Annotated in this window: 18 protein-coding genes; 13 read left to right on the top strand and 5 right to left on the bottom strand. The window is 65.8% G+C overall.

The window, feature by feature from the left end:
• Positions 1-5: 5 nt before the first annotated feature.
• Genes RZ1_RS02130 through RZ1_RS02120 form a run of 3 tightly spaced genes read left to right on the top strand, consistent with a single transcriptional unit; the run spans position 6 to position 4,517 of the window.
• Entirely contained in the window at positions 6-1,805 is a 1,800-nt protein-coding gene (locus tag RZ1_RS02130; protein WP_072808831.1) for a DUF3556 domain-containing protein, read from the top strand.
• Complete coding sequence (locus RZ1_RS02125; RefSeq protein WP_072808829.1) at positions 1,802-3,226, top strand: phytoene desaturase family protein; 1,425 nt, start codon at positions 1,802-1,804, stop codon at positions 3,224-3,226. The genes RZ1_RS02130 and RZ1_RS02125 overlap by 4 nt, the downstream gene beginning before the upstream one ends.
• Positions 3,219-4,517 (top strand): PucR family transcriptional regulator, encoded by a 1,299-nt coding sequence (locus RZ1_RS02120; RefSeq protein WP_373863688.1) that lies wholly within the window; start codon positions 3,219-3,221, stop codon positions 4,515-4,517. The genes RZ1_RS02125 and RZ1_RS02120 overlap by 8 nt, the downstream gene beginning before the upstream one ends.
• A 54-nt stretch (positions 4,518-4,571) precedes the next feature.
• Here the strand turns inward: RZ1_RS02120 and RZ1_RS02115 are convergent, their stop codons facing one another.
• On the bottom strand, positions 4,572-6,644 hold the full coding sequence (locus RZ1_RS02115) for a PhoX family protein (RefSeq protein ID WP_072808827.1): 2,073 nt from the start codon (positions 6,642-6,644) through the stop codon (positions 4,572-4,574).
• Positions 6,645-7,325: 681 nt separating this feature from the next.
• Between RZ1_RS02115 and RZ1_RS02110 the strand changes: the two genes are divergently transcribed.
• Positions 7,326-8,159, top strand: a complete 834-nt coding sequence (locus tag RZ1_RS02110) for a glycoside hydrolase family 19 protein (RefSeq protein ID WP_072808825.1) — start codon at positions 7,326-7,328, stop codon at positions 8,157-8,159.
• A 51-nt stretch (positions 8,160-8,210) separates the two neighbouring features.
• Here the strand turns inward: RZ1_RS02110 and RZ1_RS02105 are convergent, their stop codons facing one another.
• The 3 genes from RZ1_RS02105 to RZ1_RS02095 all read right to left on the bottom strand — a co-directional run bounded on the left by RZ1_RS02105 (position 8,211) and on the right by RZ1_RS02095 (position 12,356).
• A complete protein-coding gene (locus RZ1_RS02105; RefSeq protein ID WP_072808823.1) occupies positions 8,211-8,954 on the bottom strand; it encodes an amino acid ABC transporter ATP-binding protein in 744 nt (247 codons plus the stop codon).
• Between the two features lie 8 nt (positions 8,955-8,962).
• Positions 8,963-10,762: an ABC transporter substrate-binding protein/permease gene (locus tag RZ1_RS02100; RefSeq protein WP_072808821.1), complete on the bottom strand. Its 1,800-nt coding sequence runs from the start codon at positions 10,760-10,762 to the stop codon at positions 8,963-8,965.
• A 343-nt stretch (positions 10,763-11,105) separates the two neighbouring features.
• Entirely contained in the window at positions 11,106-12,356 is a 1,251-nt protein-coding gene (locus RZ1_RS02095; protein WP_244899311.1) for a benzoate/H(+) symporter BenE family transporter, read from the bottom strand.
• 54 nt (positions 12,357-12,410) lie between these two features.
• Here RZ1_RS02095 and RZ1_RS02090 point away from each other — a divergent pair, with 54 nt between their 5' ends.
• The 4 genes from RZ1_RS02090 (at position 12,411) to RZ1_RS02075 (ending at position 17,976) form a co-directional block, all read left to right on the top strand.
• On the top strand, positions 12,411-13,835 hold the full coding sequence (locus RZ1_RS02090) for an aminotransferase-like domain-containing protein (protein ID WP_238071754.1): 1,425 nt from the start codon (positions 12,411-12,413) through the stop codon (positions 13,833-13,835).
• A gap of 102 nt (positions 13,836-13,937) precedes the next feature.
• Positions 13,938-14,948, top strand: coding sequence for a helix-turn-helix transcriptional regulator (locus tag RZ1_RS02085; protein WP_083583473.1), 1,011 nt, complete (start codon positions 13,938-13,940; stop codon positions 14,946-14,948).
• A 222-nt stretch (positions 14,949-15,170) separates the two neighbouring features.
• Positions 15,171-16,649 (top strand): amidase, encoded by a 1,479-nt coding sequence (locus RZ1_RS02080; RefSeq protein ID WP_072808813.1) that lies wholly within the window; start codon positions 15,171-15,173, stop codon positions 16,647-16,649.
• 211 nt (positions 16,650-16,860) lie between these two features.
• Positions 16,861-17,976, top strand: coding sequence for a hypothetical protein (locus RZ1_RS02075; RefSeq protein WP_169917837.1), 1,116 nt, complete (start codon positions 16,861-16,863; stop codon positions 17,974-17,976).
• Positions 17,977-18,014: 38 nt separating this feature from the next.
• Here the strand turns inward: RZ1_RS02075 and RZ1_RS02070 are convergent, their stop codons facing one another.
• Positions 18,015-19,430: an aminotransferase-like domain-containing protein gene (locus tag RZ1_RS02070; RefSeq protein WP_072808811.1), complete on the bottom strand. Its 1,416-nt coding sequence runs from the start codon at positions 19,428-19,430 to the stop codon at positions 18,015-18,017.
• On the opposite strand from RZ1_RS02070, the gene RZ1_RS02065 reads away from it, so the two are divergent.
• From RZ1_RS02065 to RZ1_RS02045, 5 genes are all read left to right on the top strand, one after another.
• Positions 19,429-20,301, top strand: a complete 873-nt coding sequence (locus RZ1_RS02065; RefSeq protein ID WP_169917835.1) for a type 1 glutamine amidotransferase — start codon at positions 19,429-19,431, stop codon at positions 20,299-20,301. The two genes, RZ1_RS02070 and RZ1_RS02065, sit on opposite strands and share 2 nt — an antisense overlap.
• 36 nt (positions 20,302-20,337) lie before the next feature.
• Entirely contained in the window at positions 20,338-20,991 is a 654-nt protein-coding gene (locus tag RZ1_RS02060) for an AmiS/UreI family transporter (protein WP_072808809.1), read from the top strand.
• Position 20,992: 1 nt separating this feature from the next.
• Positions 20,993-22,468, top strand: coding sequence for an amidase (locus RZ1_RS02055; RefSeq protein WP_083583470.1), 1,476 nt, complete (start codon positions 20,993-20,995; stop codon positions 22,466-22,468).
• A 10-nt stretch (positions 22,469-22,478) separates the two neighbouring features.
• Positions 22,479-24,014, top strand: coding sequence for a glutamine synthetase family protein (locus tag RZ1_RS02050; RefSeq protein ID WP_072808807.1), 1,536 nt, complete (start codon positions 22,479-22,481; stop codon positions 24,012-24,014).
• Positions 24,015-24,116: 102 nt separating this feature from the next.
• A partial coding sequence (locus tag RZ1_RS02045) for an AMP-binding protein (RefSeq protein WP_139281747.1) occupies positions 24,117-25,262 on the top strand: 1,146 nt, incomplete at its 3' end.

Below are 25,262 nucleotides of genomic sequence, written 5' to 3'. Positions count from 1 at the left end.
TTCCGATGGGATTCAAGACCGGCCACTTCCCCGAGGTGGACCCCGCAACATTTCGTGACCTTCCATTCCGGGACCGTCTGCGTGCCATGTCGACCCACTGGGCCGACTACGGGTTCGGAACCCCGAAGATGGTGCACACCGTCTACATCCTCAAACTGGCGATCCTCTACGTCGGTGCGGGCACCGCGCTGGCGACCCTCACGTCGGGTCTGTCGTGGTTCGACGTCGCGTCGTGGTGGAACCAGCCGATCGTCTACCAGAAGCTGATCCTGTGGACGGTGCTGCTCGAATCGCTCGGTCTCGCCGGTTCGTGGGGACCGCTCGCCGGCCACTTCAAGCCGATGACCGGCGGCTTCCGGTACTGGCTCAAGCCCGAGACGATCCGGCTCCCCCCATGGCCGGACAAGGTGCCCGGCACCGCCGGCGACCGCCGCACCATCGGCGACGTGCTGCTCTACGCCATCCTGCTGGCGAACCTCGTTGTCGCCGTGGTTCTTCCGGGTGTGCACACCGGATCGCTCGACGCGCTCGTCGCCGACAACGTGGGCCTCGTCCGACCGGCCGTCGTGGCCCCGCTGATCGCGCTGCTCATCGTGATCGGCCTGCGGGACAAGGTCATCTTCATCGCGGCCCGCAGCGAGCAGTACCTCCCCGCGATGGTGTTCTTCACGTTCCTGCCGTTCGTCGACATGATCGTCGCCCTCAAGCTGCTCATCGTCACGGTGTGGGTCGGGGCCGGCGTCTCGAAGTTCGGCCGGCACTTCTCCATGGTCGTGCCGCCGATGATCAGCAACACGCCGTGGATGATGTCGAAGCGCGTCAAGCGGATGCACTACCGCAACTTCCCGGAGGATCTGCGCCCGTCGCACCTGGGCAGCGGTGTCGCCCACATCCTGGGCACGCTCGTCGAGATCGTCACCCCGGTGATCCTGCTGTTCTCCACCAACCGCACGGTGACGCTGCTCGCGGTGCTGCTGATGGTGGCGTTCCACTTCTTCATCGCCTCGACGTTCCCGCTGGCGGTGCCGTTGGAGTGGAACCTGCTCTTCGCGTACGCCACCGTGTTCCTGTTCTGGGGCTTCCCCGCGTGGGAGGGCTACGGAGTCGCCGACATGTCGTCGTGGTGGCTGGCGGGCGGCATCGTCGTCGCGCTGTGCTTCTTCCCCGTCCTCGGCAATCTGCGGCCCGATCTGGTGTCGTTCCTGCCGTCGATGCGGCAGTACGCCGGCAACTGGGCGTCCGCCACCTGGGCGTTCGCCCCGGGCGCCGAGGAGAAGCTGGACCGGCACCTCGTCCGGGCCGCGAAGAACACCCGCACCCAGCTGCTCGATTCGTACCCCGCGGACGTCGCGGACGTCGTGATGCACCAGTTGCTCGGCTGGCGTTCGATGCACAGCCAGGGCCGGGCGTTGTTCTCGCTGATGATGCGGCACCTCGGTGACGACATCGACACGTACGACCTGCGGGAGGCCGAATTCTCGTGCAATTCGATCGTCGCCTTCAACTTCGGTGACGGGCACCTGCACAACGAGCACCTGATCGCCGCGATCCAGAAGCGCTGCAACTTCGCCCCCGGCGAGTTCATCGTCGCCTGGATCGAATCGCAGCCCATCCATCGCGGCATCCAGGAATACAAGGTGATCGACGCGGCCGTCGGCGTGATCGAATGGGGCACCTACAAGGTCGCCGACGCGGTCGCCGAGCAGCCCTGGCTGCCCAACGGCCCGATCCCGTTCGACGTGCAGTGGACAATGGACCGCAAGAGCACGCATCGCGACACGGACGATCGGGAGGTCTTGGCGTGAGCACAGCGGTCGTGGTCGGCAGCGGGCCCAACGGGCTCGCCGCCGCCGTCCACCTCGCCCGCAGCGGCGTGGACGTCCAGGTCCTCGAAGCGGCCGACGAGATCGGTGGCGGAACCCGCTCCGGCGAGCTCACCGTCCCCGGCCTGGTCCACGACCACTGCTCCGCGTTCCATCCGATGGGCGCGGGCTCCCCCTACTTGCAGACCCTCGGGCTCGAACGGTACGGGCTGCGCTGGTTGTGGCCCGAGATCGACTGCGCACATCCCCGGGACGGCGGCGAGGCCGCGCTGCTGTACCGGTCGCTGGAGGAGACCGCCGCCGGGCTCGGCGTCGACGGGGCGCGGTGGCGCCGGATGTTCACCGATCTGGCCGGCGGGTTCGATGCGCTGGCCGCGGACCTGATGCGGCCGGTCCTGAACGTGCCGCGGCATCCGCTGCGGCTGGCCGCGTTCGGTCCGCGGGCGCTGCTGCCGGCCAGCGTCGCGGCGCGCTGGTTCCGCACCCCGAAGGCACGGGCGCTGTTCGGTGGGGTGGCCGCGCACGCCTACCACCGGCTGGACCGGCCGGCGACGTCCGCGGTCGGATTGATGATCACCGCAGCCGGGCACCGATACGGATGGCCGGTCGCGGAGGGCGGGTCCGCCGCGATCTCCCGCGCGCTCGCCGCCCAGCTGGCCGAGCACGGCGGCAAGATCCACACGGGTGTGCGGGTGCGCCGGGCCGCGGACATCCCGGCGGCCGACGTCGTGCTCCTCGACGTCGCCCCGGGGGCGGCCCTCGAGATTCTCGGCGATGCGGTGCCCTCGCGGATCACGAAGTCGTACAAGAAGTTCCGGCACGCACCGGGAGCCTTCAAGGTCGACTTCGCGATCGACGGGCCGATCCCGTGGGCCGACCCGGCGTGCGGTCGCGCCGGGACCGTGCACCTCGGCGGCGAGTTCGACGAGATCGCCGGTGCCGAACGGGATGTCGCGTCGGGCCGGATGCCGGACCGGCCGTTCGTGCTGCTGGGCCAGCAGTACGTCGCCGATCCGAGCCGGTCCCACGACGGCGTGAACCCGGTGTACGCCTACGCGCACGTACCCGCCGGATACACCGGAGACGCGACCGCCGCCGTGGTCGCACAGATCGAGCGGTTCGCCCCCGGCTTCCGCGACCGGGTCGTCGCCACTGCGGTGACCGCCCCGGCGGACCTGGCGCGGGACAACCCGAACCAGGTGGGCGGCGACATCATCGGCGGCGCGAACGGGGGCGTGCAGGTGGTGTTCCGTCCGCGAATTGCGCTCGACCCGTATCGGATCGGTGTCCCCGGGGTGTTCCTGTGTTCGGCGTCCACCCCGCCGGGTGCGGGCGCACACGGCATGTGCGGCTACAACGCCGCCGAATCCGCATTGCGTCATCTGCGGGGCAGCCGTGGCTGAGCCGATCCCGGCGGACATCGTGCGGCGCGGGTCACCACCGGGCAGCGACGAGGTCCGCCGCGTCGTCACCGAGATCGCGCAGCGGTTCGACGACCGCCAGCGGGAGATCACCCGCGCGATGACCGCGATGATGGCCCGCGAGGTCGAGCAGCTCGACGAAGATCCGCAACTGGTCGAGCTGCTCGAGGCGAGCGTGCACGGCAACATCGCAACCCTGATCCACGTGCTCGCCAACGATATTCCGGCCGAGCATCTCCATCCCACCACGGCGGCGGTGGAATACGCGCTGCGCCTGGCCCAGCGGGAGGTGCCGTCGCACTCGCTGGTGCGGGCCTATCACCTCGGCCAGAACGACTTCATCCGGATGTGCGTCGACGAGGTCCGCTCGATGGACCTGCCGGCGGATCTGGTCCTCGATGTCGTCGACAACCTCTCGGCGGTGGTCTCCCGCTACATCGACCGGATCACCCTGTACGTGTTCGACGCCTACGAACAGGAACGGCACCGCTGGTCGGCGGCGCGCGGCAACGTCCACTCGGCGCTGATCCACGGACTCGTCGAGGGATCCGAAACGGACTCGGCGGTCTTCGAATCCGAGACCGGGTACCGTCTCGGCCGTTGTCACCTCGCGGTGATCGTGTGGACCACCACCGAGCCCGCCGACGGCGGTGTCAGCCCCCTCGACCACCTCGTCCGGGACGTCGCGGACCATCTCGGTGCGGACGGCCCGCCGATCCTCACCGCCGTCGACCGCCGCACGGTGTGGGCGTGGCTGCCGTTCGGGCGGCGCCCGCCCACGATCGACACGGCCGAACTCGCCGCCGTCGTCGCTGCCCACTCCACCGGCCGCGTCGCGGTCGGCCTGCCCGCGACCGGTCTCGCCGGGTTCCGGCGCAGCCACGAGCAGGCCCGGGCCGCGTATTCGATTGCCATGGTGCAGAGCACCTCACGGCGCCGCGTCATCGGATTCGGTGATCGGGGTGTCGCCGTCGTGTCGCTGCTCGCCCGCAACCTCGACGCCGCCCGGGCCTGGGTCGGTGAGGTACTCGGTCCCCTCGCGGACGACACCGAACAGGCCGCGATGCTGCGGGTGACGTTGGGTACCTACTTCGCCACCGGTGAGAGTCACCTGCGCACCGCCGAACGGTTGAACCTGCACCGCAACACCGTCAAGTACCGGGTCGGCAAGGCGCTCGGCGACCCCACCCGCGCACCCGCCACGCACGACAAACTGGACATCGCGCTCGCCCTGCAGGCCTGCGAGTACCTGGGCGGTTCCGTGCTGCGCTGACGCGCCGGCGCGCCCCTTCGGCGGTTCGGGCCGCCGAAAGGGCACACCGGGCCGTCAGGCCCCGATCAGCCCGCCGGACTTCCACGCTGCGACCACCGCGGGCCGCGGCTGGGCGGCACCGCCGTCGGGCCAGTGCGAGGCGGGAGCGTCCCACGACGCGTCGTCGGTCTCCCCCGGGTGCTGCACACACACCACGACGCGGTTCTCCTGGACGATGGGACCGCAGGTCTCGGCACCGATCGGGACGGTGAGGAACTGCTTGGTCTCGCCGCGGCGTGGCCCGTCGAGCACCACCGCGAACAGCCCGTCGTTGGACTTCAGGGCGTTGCCGTCGGTGCTGATCCACAGGTTGCCGTGCGGATCGAACGCCAGGTTGTCGGGACACGAGATCGGGCTGACCTGCGACTTGTCGAATCCACCGAAGTAGGTGTCGGCCGCTTCGGGGTCGCCGCACACCAGCAGCAGATTCCACGTGAATGCGGTGCCGGCGTGATCGTCGTCGATCTCGAGCACCTGACCGTTCTTGTTGTTGACACGCGGATTCGCCTCGTCGGCAGCGGGTTTGCCGTCGACGCCGCGCTTCGAGTTGTTGGTCAGGGCCACGTAGACCTTGCCGGTCGCCGGGTTCGGTTCGAAGTCCTCCGGCCGGTCCATCTTGGTGGCGCCGACCTTGTCGCCGGCGAGGCGGGTGAAGACCGCGACCTCGTCGGCCGACATGCCGTCGACCAGGGACTCCGCGGACCCGTCCTCGTTGGTGCGCAGCAACGGAATCCACGTGCCTGCGCCGGTGAACGCCCCGCCCTCCGGGAGGGTTCCGGTGCCGTCGATCGCATCGGGGTTGTCGCCGGTGAGCTGCGCGACGTACAGGGTGCCCGCGTCGAGCAGGGTCATGTTGTGGCGCATCGCCGCCTGCGAATTGCCGTCCTGCATCTTCCGCGAGGAGACGAACTTGTACATGTAGTCGAAGCGTTCGTCGTCGCCGCTGTACGCGACCACCGTGCCGTCGGCGGTGACGTGGATGGTCGCGGCCTCGTGCTTGAACCGGCCCAGCGCGGTGTGCTTGACCGGCACCGACGTCGCGTCCCACGGGTTCACCTCGACGACCCAGCCGAAGCGGTTGACCTCGTTCGGGGTCGCTGTGACATCGAACCGGGGATCGAACCGTTCCCACTTGCGTTCGGACGCACCGCCTTCGATGCCGTACCGGGCGAGCCGTCCGGCGACGACCGGATCGGTGACCTGCTCGGCGTTCGCGAAGTACTGGTTGAAGTTCTCCTCGCCGGAGAGCACGGTGCCCCACGGGGTGAGCCCACCCGAGCAGTTGTTGAGTGTTCCGAGCACCCGGGTGCCGGTCGGGTCCGCGGTCGTCTTCAGCAGGTCGCTGCCGGCGGCGGGACCGGTGACGGCGAACTCGGTCAGGCCGGTGATGCGACGGTTGTACTGTCCGAATTCCGGTGTGAGACGCCCTGTTCCGGGCTCACCCTTGACCTGCACGACGGACAGTCCGTGGTTGGCCCAGCCGATCCGCACCTGCTCCTCGGTGGGGTTCTCCGCGTCGTACCCGGCGAACATGAACGGTTCGGTCGTGTATTCGTGGTTGACGACCAGCAGGTAGGCGTTCGGCACGCCCTCGACGGGCAGCAGACCCGCGAAGTCGTTGTTGAATCCGAACTGCTTCTCCTGCGCCGCCGCGGTCTGATTCGCGATGTCGAACGCGGGCGCATCGGGCAGCACCGGGTCGCCCCAGCGGATCACGACGGCCTGGTCGTAGCCGTCGGGAACGGTCACCGCGTCCGTGGTGTTCGGGGCGACGGGCGTGAAGTCGGTTCCGCGGGCGACGGGCCCGAGGTCGCCGGTGCCGGGAGCCGGTGTCTCCCCCGCACTCGCGTCGTCCGAGCAGGCCGTGAGCACCCCGCCCGCGCCGACCGCGAGGACCGCCATCGCGCCACCGCGCAGCACCCCGCGCCGCGACACCGCGTTCCGCACGAGGTCCCCGAAGTAGGCGCCGCCGGAGACGTTCGGTACCGCGTGCGAGCACGCGTCGCCACACTTGTAGCGGCAGGTGATGTTCGCCCGCGACGACTTCCCGTCGTGGGTGACGAACAGCGGCAGGTCCTTGATGCGCACGTGTACTCCCTCGTCGATTCGCGTTCCGCGGGCACCGTAGAAGGCGGAAACGTGACGTAGGGAACGAGAAGGTGAACGGAGAGCGGCGCCCGGCAGATGCCGGACACCGAAGGCCGGCGGGGCGGGCCCGCCGCGTGTTGTGGGAAGGACGAACGGATCGAAACCGGGTCGCAGCAACTCGTCGCGGTTGTGTGTAATGGGCCACGATCCGGTCACGGCGGGCCGCTGGCGGGCGGTTGTCGTACCCGATTCGTGTCGGAGAGGACGCGGGTGCGGCGCACATCGGGGCTGCGCCGTCGGTGAGTCGGGGCCGAGGACTCGCCCGGAAGATTGATTCGGCCGAATCCTGTTGCAGGAGAATAGGTGTGGATTCACTGCGTGCGCTCACTGCCGGGCTGGGCGGGGTGGGCGGGTCGCGGCGGCCCGGTGTCCGGGGCGGTCCCGCCGGGTGGCTCGGAGGGACCGAATCGGGGCGGGGTGCGACGTGGGTCACTTGCGCCGCGTCAAGATGACGTCGGCCACAATGCCTTGAAAACCCGCCTACCTGCGACGTTACCTGGTTGTGACCTTTAGGCCGCTCGATGGTGATCCTACAGGGAGCAACGACTTCCCTTCGGTAGCGCCCGTGGCCCCGTTTTGAAGGCCGAACGAACCCTTCGGCCGAATCTTGGAGCACGACCCATGTCCGTTTCACATTCGCGCCGCCGATTCCGTGCCGCCCTCGCCGCGGCAGCCATGATCACCACTGCCACAACCACCGTCGTCGGGGTCGGTACGTCCGTCGCCAACGCTGATCCGGTCCCTTCGGTACCGACTCGGTTCCAGGAACCCGGCGACCGGCTCTTGGCACTGGACCTCACGACCCTCTCCACCGCGGGATGGGCTGAGACCGACGACTCTGCGGCCGTCGATCCCGCGGCCTCCACGGAGGGGTCCGACGTCCCGGCAGAGCCTTCCCCTGCGCCTCCTCCGGCGCCTGCGCCACTCGCCGTCACCCCCGACGATCTGGCGCGCATCGTGCCGGGCATCCAGCCCGAGAAGATCGGTCAGTACATCGCCCCGCTGAACGACGCGATGACGCACAACGGCATCGACACACCGGTCCGGCAGGCAGCGTTCATCGCCCAGCTCGCTGTCGAGTCCGATTCCTTCCGGACCTTCGAGGAGTACGCCTCCGGACGCGCCTACGAGGGTCGAGCCGATCTCGGCAACACCCAGCCCGGCGACGGCGAACGTTTCAAAGGCCGTGGCGCCATCCAGATCACGGGTCGGCACAACTACGAAAAGCTCAGCGAGCACACCGGAGTGGACTACGTTGCGCACCCCGAATTGCTTGCCGCGCCGGAGAATGCCTTCACCACCGCCGCCTGGTACTGGACATCGCGCAACCTCAATCAGGTCGCGGACACCGCAGGGATCGTCCGGGTGTCGGAGATCGTCAACGGTGGCCACAACGCCCTTTCCCGGCGGGTCGCCGATTTCCAGCGGGGCCTGGACGTGCTGATCCACCCGTGATCACGACAGGAACGGTCCGTCGCCCGATCCGGCACCGCTGACCGAAGGCTGTCACAGGACCTGTGACAGGAACTGCTGCAGCCGTTCGGTTTCCGGGCTGTCGAACAACTGGCCCGGGGTGCCGGTTTCGACGACCGCGCCGTGGTCCATGAACACGACGGTGTCCGACACCGACCGCGCGAACCCCATCTCGTGGGTGACCACCACCATCGTCATCCCGCCCGAGCCGAGGTCGGCCATGAGCGCCAGCACACCCTTGACGAGTTCGGGGTCGAGTGCGGAGGTCGCCTCGTCGAAGAACATGACCTCGGGTTTCATGGCGAGGGCCCGGGCGATCGCGACGCGCTGTTGCTGCCCGCCGGACAGATTCGCCGGACGCGACTCGGCCTTGTGGGCGAGACCCACCAGCTCGAGTTGGGCGAGGGCGAGGTCGCGGGCCTCGGTCTTCGACATCCCCTTGAGCTTGCGCGGCGCCAGCGCGATGTTCTCGACGACGGTCTTGTGCGGGAACAGATTGAAATGCTGGAACACCATCCCGATCCGCTGGCGCAGCGCGTCGGGATCGTCCTTCAGCACCGACTTGCCGTCGAGCAGCACGTCGCCGGCGTCCGGTTCGTGCAGCCGGTTGAGGACGCGCAGCAGCGTCGATTTACCGGACCCGGACGGCCCGATCACGGTGACGGTCTTCCCGGCGTCGACGTGCAGGTCGACGCCGCGCAGCACCTTGTTGGCGCCGAAGGCCAGGTGCAGTCCGGTGCCGGTCAGGGAAACACCCTCGAGAGATGGCGCGGTCATGGTCGTTCTCAGCCTCTCTCCACGACGATGTCCTGTTCGAGCGGGTCGAGCGTGGCTTCCTTCCGGCCGACGCGCAGCCGATGGTCGATGTAGTTCACCAGGTGTGTGAGCGGCACCGTCAGGATCAGGTAGAACAGGCCGGCGGCGACGAGCGGTGACAGGTTGCCGGTCTGGGCGTTGAGGTCCCGGCCGACCGCGAACAGTTCACGCTGCGTCGCGAGCAGGCCGAGGAAGTAGATCAGCGACGAATCCTTGATGAGGGCGATGAACTGGTTCATCAAGGCAGGCAGCACTCGGCGGATGCCCTGCGGCACCACCACCAGCGACATCGACCGCCGGTAGCTGAAGCCGAGCGCGCGCGCCGCCTCCATCTGGCCGGGCTCGACGGACTGGATCCCGGAGCGGAAGATCTCGCCGATGTACGCGGCGGCCAGCAGCGCCAGAGCCGCCGCACCGAGCCAGTACGGGTTGTTGCCGGTGATGCCCTGCACCACCGGCCCCACACCGAGGCCGACGAGCAGGATGATCACGACGGCGGGCAGACCCCGGAAGATGTCGGTGTAGATGCGGGCCGGCCAGCGCAGCCAGCGGGTTCGGGAGATTCCGGCGACCGCCAGCAGCATGCCCAGGACCGTGCCGGCGATCCCGGACGTCAGCGCCAGGATCAGGGTGTTCGGCAGACCCGTCTTCAGCAGGTCCGGGAAGGACTTCTTGTAGAGCTCCCAGTCGAAGAACGTGTCGCGCAGCTGCGCCAGCGTGGACTTCTGCTCGGCGGCCGGCGTACCCGCCGGTTCGGTTCCGGTCTGGGCGGCGAGTGCCGCGAAATCGGGCAGCTCGGGTGCGGGTGCGGCCTTGCTGCCGGGCTTCCAGCCCTCGGGAAGCTCGCGCGGCACCCATTCGGTGTACAACTCGGCCCACGTGCCGTCGGCGATCACCGCGTCCAGGCCGGAGTTCAGTGCATCGATGAGCGGCTGGTTCTCCTTCGCGACCGCCCAGCCCACGAAGTTGTTGACGCTGAACGTGTTCTCCACGATGGACGTGGCGTCACCCGGTGCGATCGCGCCTTCGGCCTGCTGCGACGGCGCGACCCACGCGTCGATCTGGCCGGTCTTCAGGTTCGCGTACGCGGTGTTGTAATCCGGGAACTTCACCGGATCGAGTTTCAACGTGTTGACGACGTAGTCGTCCTGCACGGTGCCCTGCACCACGCCGATCCGGGTGGAAGCGTTCAGGTCCGAGAACCCGGAGATCGGGCTGCCGTTGGGTGCCACGAGCGAGAAGTAGCCGAAGTCGTAGCCGTTGGTGAAGCCGACGAGATTCCGGCGCTCGTCCGTCGTGGTGATCGACGACGATCCGGCGTCGAAGCGGCGTCCGGCAACCTGCGCGAGCAGCCCGGCGAATTCGGTGCCCACGAACTGCACGTCCAGTCCGAGCTTCTCCCCGATCGCCTTCAGAACCTCGTTGTCGTAGCCGGTGAACACGCCCTCCGAGTTCACGCAGATGCTCGGCGGCGCGTCGGACAGCGTGCCGACGGTCAGGACACCCGGGCTGATGAGCCCCAGCCGGGAGGTGTCGATGCCCTCGAGCGGCACCACGTCCGGCGTCGTGTACCGGTCCTCCGCTTCCGTCGCGCCCGCCGCCAGATTCGTGGGCGCTGCCGACGCGGAACCGATACCCGGTGGTGAACACAGGTCGCGGGATCCGGCGGCGTCGTTTCCCGACGAACTGCACGACGTCAGCACGAGTGCGAGCAGCACCGTCAGCAGTGCTGCACACACGGTGCGGAGTGTCCTTGCCGATCCGGCCATGCTGGGAGCCTAGACCGGCGGCTGCGGTTTGAACGGGGACATTCGCCGACAGATCGAAACGCGGTGGTCGAGAGCCGGAGGGTGTGACGCCGGTCGTGGCGATGTTGTCCCGGCGGGACAACCGGGCCCGCATTCTCGAGCGCCACGGGACCTTGTTGCCCTCATCGCCGGTGCGTACCCGCGGGAACGGATTTCCGGAGTAGAGGGAATCATCATGTATCAGAAAGAGTTCCGCGGCCGGACCATGGTCGTGTCCGGGGTAACGGGGTTTCGTACCCGCGCGGCGCCGACCCGTTCGGATCGCCGCCGCACTTCCGGGCACCGACCGGGCAGCGGGGCACTCTCAGCGGATCGCCTCCTCGGCAAGGGGATCCGGGTCGGGACCGGGGTTCGCGGCGCGCGGGGCGCGGGCGGGCCGACGCTTCACCGTGGGCAGACCCAAGATCACGTACACGGCACTGCCCGCGAGCAGGCCCCAGAATGCGCTGCCCACGCTGACGAGGACGATGCCCGACATGGTGACCGCGAGTGTCGTGAGGGCCGAGACCCCGGTTCGGGTGTCGCCGCCCGTCGCTCCCTTCAGCGCGGTGAGCGTCGACGCGAGAAGTGCCACCGCCGCGAGTGTCGTGATGGTTTCGGACGGAATGGACTGGAAGCCCGCGACGAGGAAGCTGCCGAAGATGCCGACGAGTAAGTACGCGATGCCCGCGGAAAGCCCAGCGATGTAACGGCGATTCCGGTCGTGATGCGACTCCGGGCCGACGGCGATGGCCGCGGTGATGGCCGCGATGTTGATGCCGTGATTGCCGGCCGGGGCCAGGAGCGCGGAGACCGTGGAGATGGACCCGACGAGGAGCCGATCGTTGGGGACGTAGCCCTCGGAGCGCAGCAGCGCGAGTCCGGGTGCGTTCTGCGAGGCCATCGTGACGATGAACAGCGGAAGCCCGATGCTGATCAGCGCGGTGGGGTTGAAGGCCGGCATCGTGAAGACCGGGCCGGTGATTGTCAGCCCGACGCTCATCGTCTTGAAGGAGCCGGTGACGGCTGCGGCCGCTATTCCCGCGATCAGCGCCGCCAGTACGGCGTATCGGTCGAAGTACCGCTTGCCGACGAAGTAGGTGACGATCACGCTCCCGGCCAGTATCGGGGCCGCTTGGAACGCGGAACCGGCCGAGATGACGAAGGGGAGCAGGATGCCGGCCAGCAGCGCCTGCAGCACCGGCGCAGGGACGCGGTCGAGCAGCCATCCGAACCACCCGGTGTATCCGACCACCGCCGCCGCGATCGACGCCACGAGGAACGCGCCGACCGCGTCGGAGAAATTGAACCCGCCCAGCGACGCGATCAGGAGCGCGGCTCCCGGCGTCGACCAAGCCACGATGATCGGCATTCGTGTGAACAGGCTCAATGCGATGCTGCAGACGCCGTTGCCGATGGACACGGCCCACACCCATGAAGCTGTCTGCGCTTCGTTCAATCCGGCTGCGCGGGTTGCCTCGAGCACGATGAGGAAGGGGCCGGAGTAGTTCACCAGTGCCGAGATGACCCCGGCGACAAGCGCAGATGCCGAAACGTCCTCGAGTACCGAGCGCACGCCCCTCATGCGATGTACTTCCGGGGGGAGTCGACCGCAGTCGAGGGCAGTAACGTGATTGACAGTGGAGGAGTAACGTTATCCAATAGCTTCATGGTCAACGATAACAGAGCGTCAGAGGTTGCCGCGATCCTCCGGAATCGGGCGGCCTCGATGCGTGTCGGGGAGAAAATGCCCCCGGTTCGTCAGCTCTCGAGCGAGTTTCAGGCCAGTGCCGCGACGGTTTCCCAGGCGATCGCGCAGCTCCAAGCGCTCGGGGTGGTCAAAGCGGAGCCGGGCCGAGGCACGTTCGTCCTCGGCCGAGACCGGGGTCCGGAACCCGACTATTCGTGGCAATCGCAATCCCTCGGTCACGCCCGGGTCGACGCGCGCAGGACCTCCCGGCTGGGAGCCTACGGAACCGCCGACGACATCCAGCTGTCGTGGGGATATCTGGCACCCGAGTTACAGCCGCTCGAAGACTTGAGATCCTTGGGCGCTCGCGCCGCGCGAAGCCCGCGGGCATGGATGATGGCTCCCCCGTTCGGCTTACCGGATCTGCGCAGAGTCTTCTCCGAGGAGTTCCACACCGATCCGAGCGACGTGCTGATCGTGCCCGGTGGCCAGCAGGCGCTCGTCTACGCACTGCGCACGCTTGCCGAACCCGGTGCGACGCTGATAGCCGAGAGCCCCAGCTATCCTGGCGCGATGATCGCCGCGCAAGCGGCCGGTCTCGAGCTCGTCGCTGTGCCCGCGGACGCCGACGGCATCCGACCCGACAAACTCGCCGACGCTCTCGAACGCACACGCGCTACGGTGATCTATCTCCAACCCTGCTATGCCAATCCGACCGGTGCCGTGTTGAGTGCCTCTCGTCGCGAAGAGGTGCTCCGGCTCGCCGCCCGCCACGGGGCATTCATCATCGAAGACGACTGGGCCCGGCACTTGAGTATCGACGGCCGCGCGCCCGCGCCGCTGTTCACCCAGGATCCTGACGGTCATGTGGTTTCGATTGCCACCCTGAGCAAATCGGCTGCGCCCGGCCTGCGGGTCGCTGCGATTGCTGCGCGAGGACCGGCCGGCGAACGACTCCGGACAGCGCGCATCGCCGACGACATGTGTGTTCCTCCGTTGGTTCAGGAGGTCGCGTTGAGCCTGCTCACCTCCAATGCCTGGCCCCGGCACCTCAAGAGGCTCCGGTCGCACCTGGCGGAGCGTCGCGACGTGATGCTGGGAGAGATCGTTGCCACGCTGCCGGATGTGCGTGTCCCGCATACTCCCCAGGGCAGCATCCACCTCTGGGCCAAGCTGCCGGAGGGTACCGATACGGCGGCGTTGGCGGCCGCGGCCCAGGACGCCGGCGTACTGATCGGGGACGGTGGCCACTTCTACTTCGATGAGCCACCCGCGGCTTACATCCGCCTCTCGTACGGCGCCGCCTCGGTCCCGCAGATCAGCGAAGGCATCCGTCGGATCGCGCGGCTCATGGAGAGGCAATGAGCGCGACGTAACGCGGACGCGGCGCTTCTCGTCAATTATTTTCCGGGAGCGCGTCTCCCAGGTGTACGACCGTCGAGCGACGCACCGTCCTATGATAACGACATGTCCAGGTCATCGATGGTGGACTCGGTGCGACGGATCTCGGCGATCGTCGCCGACACCTCGCCGATGGATCAGCGTGCCGATGCCGTGCTCGACGAGTTGGCGGCGATCGTCGCGTATGACGCCGCGCAGATCGCTGTCTGGAACCCGAGAACTTCGACCCATCACACTGTCGCCAGCCGCGGGTACACCGAGCAGATGCGCGTGGCGCTCAACGGGCCCCGGTATCGCACCGACCGCGTCTGGGGTGTCCTCGAGCAGCGAGCTGAACCGGTCTTCTGGAAGGATTGCCCCTTCGACCGGCGCGATTCGGAGTTCTACGTAGAGGCGGTGGAGGCTCACGGATTCCGTGAAGGCGGCACGATGTTGCTGAGGGCCATCGACGGTGTGTACCTGGGAATGCTGCTGCTGAACCTCGAGGCGGCCACCCCGCCCGCGGACGAGGTCCGGGAGATGCTCGGAATCGTCGGGGCCGGGATGACTCCCCTCGTCGATCGTCTCGCTCCGGCACGGCAGTTCGTCTCTATGCACTCACCGCAACGGCCGGCCGCGGCACTCGATCGTGTCCACGGGTGGGTACCGCTGACCCCCGAAGGTTTGCCGCCTCGGGCTCTGTTGGACACGATCACCGAGGTTCTGTCGAGGACGGACCGTCCGGTGCGCTTTCGCTGGTGTGACCGGGATGGAGATCGCCGCGGTCGACGATCACGGCTGCAACCGCTGACGGTCGAGTTGCTTCCCTTCGGCGGTTCGACATGTCGCGCAGTCGTGAGTTGGCGTCAGGAGCCACTTCCATACGGTCTGACCCGGCGTGAGCTGGATGTTCTTGCCGCGTTGGGGACGGGGGCTTCGAATGCCGCTATTGCGCAGGCACTGTCGACGAGTGTGCGAACGATCACCACGCACGTCGAACACATTCTTGCCAAGTTGTCCGTCTCCACTCGAACTGCTGCCGCCCTCGTCGCCGATCGTGAAGGGCTGCTCAGCGTTGGCGGAAAATACGTAATCTGACCGACGCGTCACGCCAGTGATGCAGATTACATTCTCCGCATCGGGCCACTCGGGTGGTCGGCGGAAACCGTCCCGCTGATCGTCTCGATCCGGTCCGAGGCAGAGGACTGGGTGGAACCACCGGACCGAACCGGGCCCCCACCTCCGCCTACCTCGTCGTAGCTTCCGCTACGCGAATCAGCCCCACGCGAACCGTTGTGTTCGCGGCGCGAGGAGACACCGATGACGACATCTTCCGAACTCGACACCCTTACGGTAGCGGAGACCTCCCGCGCCGTTCGTGCCAAGCACCTCTCACCGGTGGAGACCACCGAGGCGGCGATCGAACGGATCGAACGGCGCAACCCGAGTCTGAATGCCGTGACATACAAGGGTTATGAGGATGCACGTACCCACGCGCGGCGGTTGGAAGCGCGGATCGCCCAGGGCGAAGACATCGGGGTACTGGCGGGTGTGCCCAGCCTCATGAAGGATCTGTTCGGATTCAAGCCCGGCTGGCCCGCGACACTCGGTGGCCTCTCGGCGTTGAGCCGCAACATCTCCGACACCTGGAGCATGTTCCCGGCACGCGTCGAGGCTGCTGGCAGCATCGTCGTGGGCCAGACCAACAGCCCCGCGTTCGGATTTCGCGGTACGACCGACAATGCAACCGTGGGCCCCACCCGGAATCCGTTCGATCCGACCCGGAATCCGGGCGGCTCGTCCGGCGGAAGCTCCGCAGCGGTAGCGGACGGAATGGTCCCGCTTGCAGGTGCAACCGACGGCGGAGGATCGATCCGCATCCCCGCCGCGTGGAGCGGAGTGGTGGGGTTTCAGCCGTCGGCAGGCCGCCTGCCCTTTGTCGCCCGGCCGAATGCTTTCGGAACCTCCTGCTTTCTCTATGAAGGCCCGATCACGCGCACCGTCGAAGACTCCGCGCTCGCGATGACTGCACTGCATGGGTTCGATCGGCGGGACCCGATCGCACTCGACGGAACCGTCGATTTCATGGGTGCGCTCACGCGAGGAGTGAAGGGCAAACGCATCGGATACACCACCGACTACGGGATCTTCCCGGTAGAGAAGCAGGTGCGGGATGTCGTGGACGACGCGGTACGCGCGTTCGAGGATCTCGGTGCCGTCGTCGAACCCATCGACTTCGGGTTCACCGTCTCGCAAGGTGAGCTGAGCGACATGTGGTCGCGGGTGACCGCGTTCGGCGTTTACGAGACGCTCGCTTCCCTCGCGGCGAACGGCGTCGACCTACGCTCGGAAACTCCGAGCGAACTGCCGGAATCGATGATGCACTGGGTCGATCTGGTGCCCACCCTCGGCGTGGACGATCTCATCCGGGATCAGCGAATGAGGACCAGCGTCTACGACCGCTTCGCGGACGTCTTCGCCTCCTACGACTACATCGTTGCGCCGACGCTGGCGTGCATGCCTGTACTGAACGGTGACGACGGAGAAACCCAGGGGCCGAAGGAGATCAACGGCGAGCCGGTGGACCCGCTGATCGGTTGGTGCATGACTTACTTCACGAACTTCACGGGAAATCCCAGTGCATCGGTGCCGGCCGGACTCTCGAACGGCCTACCGGTAGGCATGCTCGTCATGGGGCGCCGGCATGACGACGCCGGCGTCATGGCAGCGATTGCGGCCTTCGAGCAGGCTCGCCCCTGGTCCCACCACTACCGCATCCCGGCCACACGAACACTGTGACCGGACTGGAGGGGGAAGCGAGCATTCCTGTTCCTTCCCCCTCCGGATGGATCCACCCCACCCGACGCGACCAACGTCGGTCGCGACTCTGCGTGCTATCAGCCCCTGGAAGGTCAGTATGCCTACGACCGCGTCCTCTAGCGAACATCTGTCAGTCAAATATCGTCGATATTGCTCTGTCGGAACATTTCTCGGTGCCCTTGTCATCTGTGTGACCGCTCTGGCGGTCGCGCTGCTCCTCGAAGCTGCCGCCTCTGCACGCTCGAGCCCGGCGCGAAGCTATGAACAGTGGACCCCTCACGTTTCGACATCATGGACGGCGTGGTGGAGTTGGGTGCTCGGAGACTTCACCGAACCGACGTCGTACAAGAGTCCACTCGCGTCGGTAGGGTTGCTCGTGGGCGCTTTCGCCGCATATTTCCTGTGGCGGTCCTCGTCCCGGTTCGCCGGGACACCGGTTTCGTACGGGTTCGGTGCCCGCTTTCCCTGGATGATCGGAGCGGTGGTTCTGTCCTTGGTGGCGACGAATCTGCTGTTCCGTGGCCTACTCGTGGACGGAAAGTGGCAACCGACGTTCGTCGTCGTCGCCTCGGTCCCCGCCGCTGTCGTGCTGCTCTACGGGCGCGGCTGGGCAGTCTTGGGAACCGGTGCCGTCCTCGGAATCGTGACCGTACCGCCTCTTGCGATGCTGTTGATCGCGAACTTCTGTGCTCCAAACGGTATCCCGAATGTCGTCGGCATCGTTTCGGCGATGGCCCTCGGGGGCGTGATCGCATGCGCGACGTGTCGCTTCTTGCCCTGGATGAGGGTGCCCGACGATGCACCGCCGGTGCACGGAGCCGGTCGAGTGGACGCCAGGCGGAGTGAAGCTGCATGGACTGTGCGGCGCGTGCTCGCCGACTTCTCTGAGGCACAGTTCATCGGCAGCGAATGGGCCGGGGGACTGATGATCGTCGGCGCGTGCGCCGGATTCCTCATCGATCCGTCCTTCGCCGGCTATGGCCTCGAACTGTTACCCCGGATACTGTTCGCCCAGGTACTCACTTCCGCCATCGGGGTGGTGCTGTGGCGGCAGTGGTATCGCGGTGGGGGTTGGACTGCGACCTACGTTCCTGTGGTCTCGAGCGCACCTACCGCAGTAGTCGCCTTCGGCGGCAGTTGGTCTGCACTCGTCCTGGGTGCAGCTATCGGCGCCGCACTCGGGGCTCCCGTCGCCCGGCTGCTCGCAAAGCTGATTCCTCCGCTGTTCCATCCGTTCATCGCAAACGTGACTTCGATGGCTGTGACCACTCTCGTCGTGTACTGGTCGCTGATGTTCATCCTCTGACGTTCGGGGCGTCCGGTGCTCGTGTGAACTCTGCTCGGTCACACTGCGGCGAACTGCATCCACGATTCGCCGAGTCGCCGCACCCCTACTTCGAGATCGGCCGTGGACTTGTAGAACACCAGGCGGAGATGGTCATCGCCGCTGCCATCCGCGGTGAAAGTGGACCCTGCGGCGATCAGTACACCGTTCCTGCGGGACTCGACAGCAAACTGTGTTGCCGAGCCGTGTGGCAGCGCAATCCACAGCGACCAACCCTCGGCTGGAGTGTACCACCTCCACTCGGGAACAGGTGCCCGGAGGAGTGACTGGGTTAGGTGCAGTCTCTCGGCTGCCTCGAGCCTTCGCCGCGCTGCGATCTCCGTATGGTGGTGCAACAGTTCGAGGGAGACGACCTGGGCGATCAGCGATGTGCCCAGATCTTCGACGCCCTTGAGCCGAGCGAGACGCTCGGCGAGGGGAGCAGGCGCGCGCAACCATCCGACTCTGAGTCCGTCCCACAACAGCTTGCCGACTCCACCGATCGTGATGATCGGTGCATCCGGATTTACGGCGGCCAAAGGTGCCCGTTGAACGCTGTTCCGCGACAGTCCCGCGTAGACGTCGTCGTCGACGATCACCGTGGAGGACGCGGAAGTCAGATCGACGACGTGCTGTCGTTGTCCATCGGTCATGGCGGTGCCGGTTACGGAATGACAGGCCGACATCGTATAGATCAAATCCGGCCGGTGGCTCCTCATTGCTTCCGTGAGTTGGTCGGAATCGAACCCTTCGGCACCGGAGTGGATCGAGACGATGTGCGCAGAGCGCGAGCGCATCTGGTCCAACGCCCCTAGATAGGTGGGACTTTCGAGTACCACGGATCCATGCGGACGCATGAAGAGCCGGCACGCCAATGCGAGTGCTTGTTGCGCACCCGAAGTCACCACTATCTCGTTCGATCGGGTGGGTAGTCCTCTGGCTGTGTACCACTCGGCGATCCACTGTCGCAGATCGGGCAGCCCGTGCAGATAGTGCACTGCACTGTCTGCGAGCCGTACCACCTCGGCTGCGCTCGATGTGACGGCGTCGTGGAGCTCGATCGGGGCAGGCGGCGTCGGGTTGACGAAATCGACAACTCGTGAGGGCACAGCCGAACCGGTCAGTGGGCCGCCGTCGGGGGTTTCGACCCAGTCCATCATCCTGGTCGCCCGCTTCTTCAACGGTCGGCGAGCGAAAGTCCCTCTTCCTGTGGTGCTCTCGGCCCATCCCGACTCCTTGAGTTGTTTGTAGGCCTGCACCACTGTCGTTCTGCTTACGGCGAGGGCGTCGGCTATGTCCCTCTCGCCGGGAAGCTTCTCGCCGACCCGTATGTGTCCGACGGAGATCAGTGCCTCGAAGCACTGCGCGATGCTCCGATACCGGGGTCCGGGAGCGCCTTCGGTCCGGAGCAGGTGCCAGATGATCGTTCTATTCATGGTCGTCAAGAAACAAGTCCAATCTCGCATGGGTGGCATCTTGTGTGCCGAGCATCACAGCTACATCATCGTTTGCAGAAGCCGCCACTGCAACCATGAAATGCGAGAGGCATATATGTCGAAACATAAATTCGATGCAGGAGTAGACGGGAAACCCGGTCGCCGGGTTTTGGTTATTCAGCACGTCGAATGCGAGCCGCCGGCAGTCTTCGAAGATGTACTCGTCGAACGTGGCATCGGAATCGATCGGATCGAGTTGGATCGGGGCGATGCGCTGCCCGACTGGCGATTGTACGACGCCGTCATAGCAATGGGTGGGCCGATGGGGGCGGTCGACGACGAAGAATTCCCCTGGCTCGCCGGCGAGCGGAAATTCATCGAAGATTCCGTAAGCGCCGGAATGCCCTACTGGGGCGTCTGTCTGGGGGCGCAGCTCCTCTCTGCCTCGTTCGGCGCCGAGATCTACACAGGCGAGACGCCGGAGGTAGGCATGAACGAGGTGTCTCTGACAGCCGCCGCCGAGAGCGACCCGGTGTTTTCTCGACTACCAGCCTCGTTTCCCGTATTTCAATGGCATTCCGACTCCTTCGTTCTGCCGGAGGGATTCGCTCGGCTGTGTGAATCGAAACTGTACGAGAATCAGGTCATTTCCCGCGGAGCGGCTTACGGGATCCAATTCCATGTCGAGGTGACGGAGTCGCTGGCGGCGGAATGGGGCGATATCCCGGAATACAAAGAGGCGTTGGAGTCTATTCACGGCGAGGGTGCCTCGGAAAGGGTACTCGAAGAGTTGAGGCTGAACATCGACGGAAATATGAAAATTGCCAGGAACATCTTCAGTGCATGGCTCGATACTTTTGTCGTTCGGTAAATCGATGCGCTCGTCAGGGAATGATCAGGAGAATTCATGTCCAGCTTGTCTCTCATGTTCGTGGGATCCGTCCTCCTCCTCAACGGACTCGGCCTGCTCGGTGTAGTCGGGCCGAAGGCGACAGCCCCCGTCAACGTGTTCATCGGCTCGGCCCTGGTGATCACGGTGTTGTCTGCGGTGCTCTCGGGGCCGACTTCGGGGAGCGGGCAGCTCGACGTCGTGCTGGGTGCCACGGGTTTCCTGCTCTTCGCCTTCACCTATCTCTACGTGGCGTTCAACAACTTCGGAAGTCTGCCCGGGAACGGTCTCGGCTGGTACTGTGGATGGGCCGCCTTGGTGTCCGTGTTCCTGGCTGTGGTCAATTTTGTCCGATTCTCGGACGTGAAGTTCGGGTTCATCTGGCTGTCCTGGGTGATCTTGTTCTCGGCCTTCTTCTTCGTCCTCGCGTTGGGGCAGGGATGGCTACAGCGCCCGACTGGCTGGCTGGCGGTGCTGCAGGCGGTCACGACAACCACGATTCCGGGTGCTCTGCAGCTCACGGGGACTTGGGAAGAAGTGAATTCAACGGTGGTGGCCACCGTTCAGATCGTCGTCATCGCCGTCTTTCTCGTACTGGTCGCCCGCTCCAAGGCCACTCCTCCTGAACCGGAAATGCTCCGCGATACAAGAGATCTCGAACTCCAGCGGTGACGTGCGCACCACGATCACCCCATCAAGAACCCGAATCGAGAAGCAGATGACCACATCGCGAGTGGAGCCGGGATTCTACTCGATCTCCGAGCTCCAAAATGCCTACCGAACAGGAGAATACACGCCGTCCGAGGTGATCGACGACATTCTTCGCCGCGCGAGCACCTTCGAGTCGTTGAACATATTCATCACTCTGGATGAAGACGGATGCAGAGCACAGGCAGAAGTGGCGACACGAGCGCTCGAACGTCACGGACCGACTCCGGAGATGCCCTTGCTGGGTATCCCTGTCACAGTCAAGGACCTGATTCGGACCCGAGGTCTGCGCACGACGCGTGGATCTCTCGTCACGAAAGACTTCGTACCCTACGAGGATTCTCCATCTGTGGCACGGTTACGGGAAGCGGGAGCGGTGATTGTCGGAAAGACCAACACGAGTGAAGGTGGCTGGAAGGGCGACGCGGCCAACCAACTTGTCGGTCCGTCGCTCAACCCGTGGGCATACGAGCGCTCTGCCGGCGGCTCGAGCGGAGGGGCTGGTGTCGCCGCAGCGATGGGCTTCGGGCCCGTTGCGGTCGGGACGGATGGCGCCGGCAGCGTACGGATACCTGCAGCCTTCTGCGGGGTTGTGGGCTTCAAACCGACCCTGGGACGCATCCCGTACTGGCCGCACTCGTCCGACGGCCTGTCCCACATCGGGGTCCTCACCCGCAGCGTCGAGGATGCCGCTCGATCGGTAGCTGTCATGAGCGGTCCAGATTTTCGAGATCGTTCGAGCAACATCGGCGATCAGACCGGTACTCCGATACAGACCGGCACCGGCGCGCGTGCACTGCGAGTAGGTTTCACGAGTTCGCTCGGAAGCGCAAGGCCGGAGGCATCCGTGGAGGGCGCACTCTTCGACGCAGTGGCGCTGTTGCGTGAGATCGGCTACGAAACAGTCGAAGTCGACATCGACCTTTCGGATCCTTACGAAATTCTCGATACAATTTGGGCCGGTCACGAGGCCGCGAGTTACTGGGACAACTTCGACGAGATCGTGCACCTACTCGACCCGGGGTACGCGAGATTGATTCAGCGGGGGCGGGACCTCGGCGCCGGTCAACTTGCGCGCGCACACGATCTTCGCCACGACTACACGATGGCCTTGCGGGCAGCGACCCGCGAGGTTGATGTCCTCTTGACGCCGACCACGCCGATCACTGCATTTCCGTCCGATCAGGGTGAGGCCGTCGTCGTCGACGGGAAGGTCTCGGAGGGGCTCTCGTGGACGCCCTACACGTATCCCTTCAACCTGACGGGCCAGCCCGCGATCAGCATGCCGGCTGCTCTCGATCCTCGCGGACTTCCGATCGGGATCCAGTTCGTGGGGCGGTTCGGCGACGATCACCGTGTCCTCGACATCGCGGCCGACTACGAGGCCAACCGGCCGTGGAAGCCGGCGTATCCAGAACTCATCAAGCACTCGACCTACTGAAGGAATCCACATGTCCGAAAGCATCAGCACCGCGACACTGAAGAATCTGAGCACCGGCCGTTCGGGGTTCATCGAGATGCACAGTTTGTGGACACCTCGGCAGAAGGCGAAAGCCGCCGAGATCCTTGCACAGATCGAAGAAGACGGACTGGAGGTGATCCGCATGTCCTTCTGTGATCCGCACGGCCTCTCGCGAAGCAAGGCAGTGACCGCCTCTTCGTTCGCATCGGTCCTGAGGAATGGGATCGACTGCAGCCCTGGTCCGTTCATCTTCGATACCGGATTGGACCTGGTGTTCAATCCGTTCGAGCGCGGTGGCGGACTCAATGACGACGAGATGACCGGTGCCGGCAGCTTTGTGCTGGTGCCGGATCCGGAGACATTTCACGTCCTCCCTTGGGCGGACAAGGCGGGATGGATCATCGGTGACGAATACTTCAAATCCGGCCGCCCGGTGCCTTTCTCGTCACGACAACTGCTGAAGCGGATGTTGGGGGAGGTCGAGGCACGAGACTTGCAGTACGTCGTGGGTCTCGAGGTCGAATGGTATCTCACCCGCCTGATCGACCTGAAGAACGATCTCGAGTCGGTCGGCGGTTTCGGGTCGCCGGGTGCCGCGCCGGTCGTCGCACCGGTGAACCTGGGTTATCAGTTCAACAGTGAGAATCTGATCGATGAAGTGGAGGGACTGATTCGAGAGATTCGCTCCACGCTTCTGTCGTTCGGGATCCCGCTACGCACGACAGAGCACGAGTCCGGCCCGGGCCAGATGGAGTTCACGTTCGATCCGATGCCGGCGCTCGAGGCCGCGGACGCGATGCTCCTCTTCCGGACCACGGTCAAGCAGCTTTGCGCTCGTGCCGGCTACCACGCGACATTCATGTGTGCTCCTGCGCTCAGTGGGTTCGATGCGAGTGGATGGCACTTGCATCAGTCGCTCTTCGACAGGGGTGTCGGTGAGAACGTGTTCGTGGCTCAGGGAGAGGGTGAGTTCGTTTCCGAGTTCGCCACACACTTCGCCGGCGGGCTGGTCCATCATGCGGCGGCTACTGCGATCTTCGCGGCGCCGACGGTGAACGGTTACAAGAGATTCAGTGATCGATTCTCGCTCTCACCCGACAGGGCGACTTGGTCTGCAGACAATCGCGGAACCTATCTGCGGGTGCTGGGCGGTCCCGGGGACCCTGCAACCCACTTCGAGAACCGGCTCGGTGAACCGGCAGCCAATCCGTACTTGTACATGGCCTCTCAGCTGATTGCCGGGCTGGACGGGGTGGACAACAAGATCGATCCAGGACCGCTGACCGACAACCCGCACGAAAAGGACCTGCCTCGTTTGCCGTCGAGCCTGGCGCAGGCAGCGGATGCTCTGGACGCCAGCGAGTTGTTCCGGCGCAGCGCCGGCGACGCCTTCGTCGACTTCTATCTGGGGCTGAAGCGAAACGAGTGGCGCAGATACATCCAGTACCTGGAGGAGAACGGAATTCGCGAAGATCAGAACACCGTGACGGAGTGGGAGCAGCGCGAGTACTTCCGCAGCTTCTGATCGGGGTACCCCCGCCGCTTTCCCGGCGGCGGGGTTCCCGATTCATTCTGAGATTCACTGCTGGATGGTTAGATTCGGTGTTGGAAGGATTGAATGTCTGAGATGAGTGGTTCCCAGCAGGTCGGCGATGTGTTTGCTCCCAGCCTGGAGTTTGCGACCGTGGCCAACGCCGGTCCCGAACTGCAGGCCGCCGCCGACGCCGACCGCCTCGCGTTCTGGGACACCCAGGCCCGGCGCCTCGACTGGGCGAGGCCGTGGAGCGAGGTGCTGGACTGGTCCGACGCCCCGGTCGCGAAGTGGTTCGTCGGTGGAGAGCTCAACGTCGCCTACAACTGCGTCGACCGCCATGTGCTGGCCGGCAACGGCGACCGCGTCGCCATCCACTTCGAAGGCGAACCGGGCGATACCCGCTCGCTGACCTACCACGATCTGCTCGCCGAGGTGTCCAAGGCCGCCAACACCTTCACCGAACTCGGCCTGGTCGCCGGCGACCGCGTCGCGATCTACATGCCGATGATCCCCGAGGCGATCATCGCGATGCTCGCCTGCGCCCGCCTCGGTCTGACGCATTCGGTGGTCTTCGGCGGCTTCTCCTCGCACGCGCTGCGCTCGCGCATCGACGACGCGCAGGCCAAGCTGCTGGTCACCGTCGACGGCCAGTGGCGTCGCGGTGCTCCCGCCCCGCTCAAGGCCGCTGCCGACGAAGCGGTCACCGGTGCGGAGTCGATCCAGCACGTGCTCGTCGTCAAACGCACCGGCATCGACGTCGAATGGACCGAAGGCCGGGACCTGTGGTGGCACGAGACCGTCGACAAGGCCTCCGATCAGCACACCGCGCAGCCGTTCGACGCCGAGCACCCGCTGTTCATCCTCTACACCTCCGGCACCACCGGAAAGCCGAAGGGCATCATCCACACCTCCGGTGGCTACCTCACCCAGGCCTCCTACACCCACCACAACGTCTTCGACCACAAGCCGGGTACGGACGTGTACTGGTGCACCGCCGACATCGGCTGGGTCACCGGCCACACCTACATCGTGTACGGGCCGCTGTCCAACGGCGTTACGCAGGTCGTCTACGAGGGCACCCCCAATTCGCCGAACGAGCACCGGCACTTCGAGATCATCGAGAAGTACGGGGTGTCGATCTACTACACCGCCCCGACGCTGATCCGCACGTTCATGAAGTGGGGTCGCGCGATCCCCGACGCCCACGACCTGTCCTCGATCCGGCTGCTCGGATCGGTC

It is taken from the genome of Rhodococcus zopfii NBRC 100606 = JCM 9919, from assembly GCF_001895025.1.
Taxonomy (GTDB): Bacteria; Actinomycetota; Actinomycetes; order Mycobacteriales; family Mycobacteriaceae; genus Rhodococcus; species Rhodococcus zopfii.
Note: the sequence above shows the minus strand (reverse complement) of the source record. Positions and strands in the feature narration are given on the sequence as shown.

Bases quoted from the DNA above. Each gene is read 5' to 3' on its own strand.
- RZ1_RS02100 (WP_072808821.1), bottom strand. From the start codon at position 10,762: ATGGCCGGATCGGCAAGGACACTCCGCACCGTGTGTGCAGCACTGCTG.
- RZ1_RS02050 (WP_072808807.1), top strand. From the start codon at position 22,479: ATGTCCGAAAGCATCAGCACCGCGACACTGAAGAATCTGAGCACCGGC.
- RZ1_RS02130 (WP_072808831.1), top strand. From the start codon at position 6: ATGGGATTCAAGACCGGCCACTTCCCCGAGGTGGACCCCGCAACATTT.
- RZ1_RS02080 (WP_072808813.1), top strand. From the start codon at position 15,171: ATGACGACATCTTCCGAACTCGACACCCTTACGGTAGCGGAGACCTCC.
- RZ1_RS02060 (WP_072808809.1), top strand. From the start codon at position 20,338: ATGTCCAGCTTGTCTCTCATGTTCGTGGGATCCGTCCTCCTCCTCAAC.
- RZ1_RS02085 (WP_083583473.1), top strand. From the start codon at position 13,938: ATGTCCAGGTCATCGATGGTGGACTCGGTGCGACGGATCTCGGCGATC.
- RZ1_RS02110 (WP_072808825.1), top strand. From the start codon at position 7,326: ATGTCCGTTTCACATTCGCGCCGCCGATTCCGTGCCGCCCTCGCCGCG.
- RZ1_RS02070 (WP_072808811.1), bottom strand. From the start codon at position 19,430: ATGAATAGAACGATCATCTGGCACCTGCTCCGGACCGAAGGCGCTCCC.
- RZ1_RS02065 (WP_169917835.1), top strand. From the start codon at position 19,429: ATGGTCGTCAAGAAACAAGTCCAATCTCGCATGGGTGGCATCTTGTGT.
- RZ1_RS02105 (WP_072808823.1), bottom strand. From the start codon at position 8,954: ATGACCGCGCCATCTCTCGAGGGTGTTTCCCTGACCGGCACCGGACTG.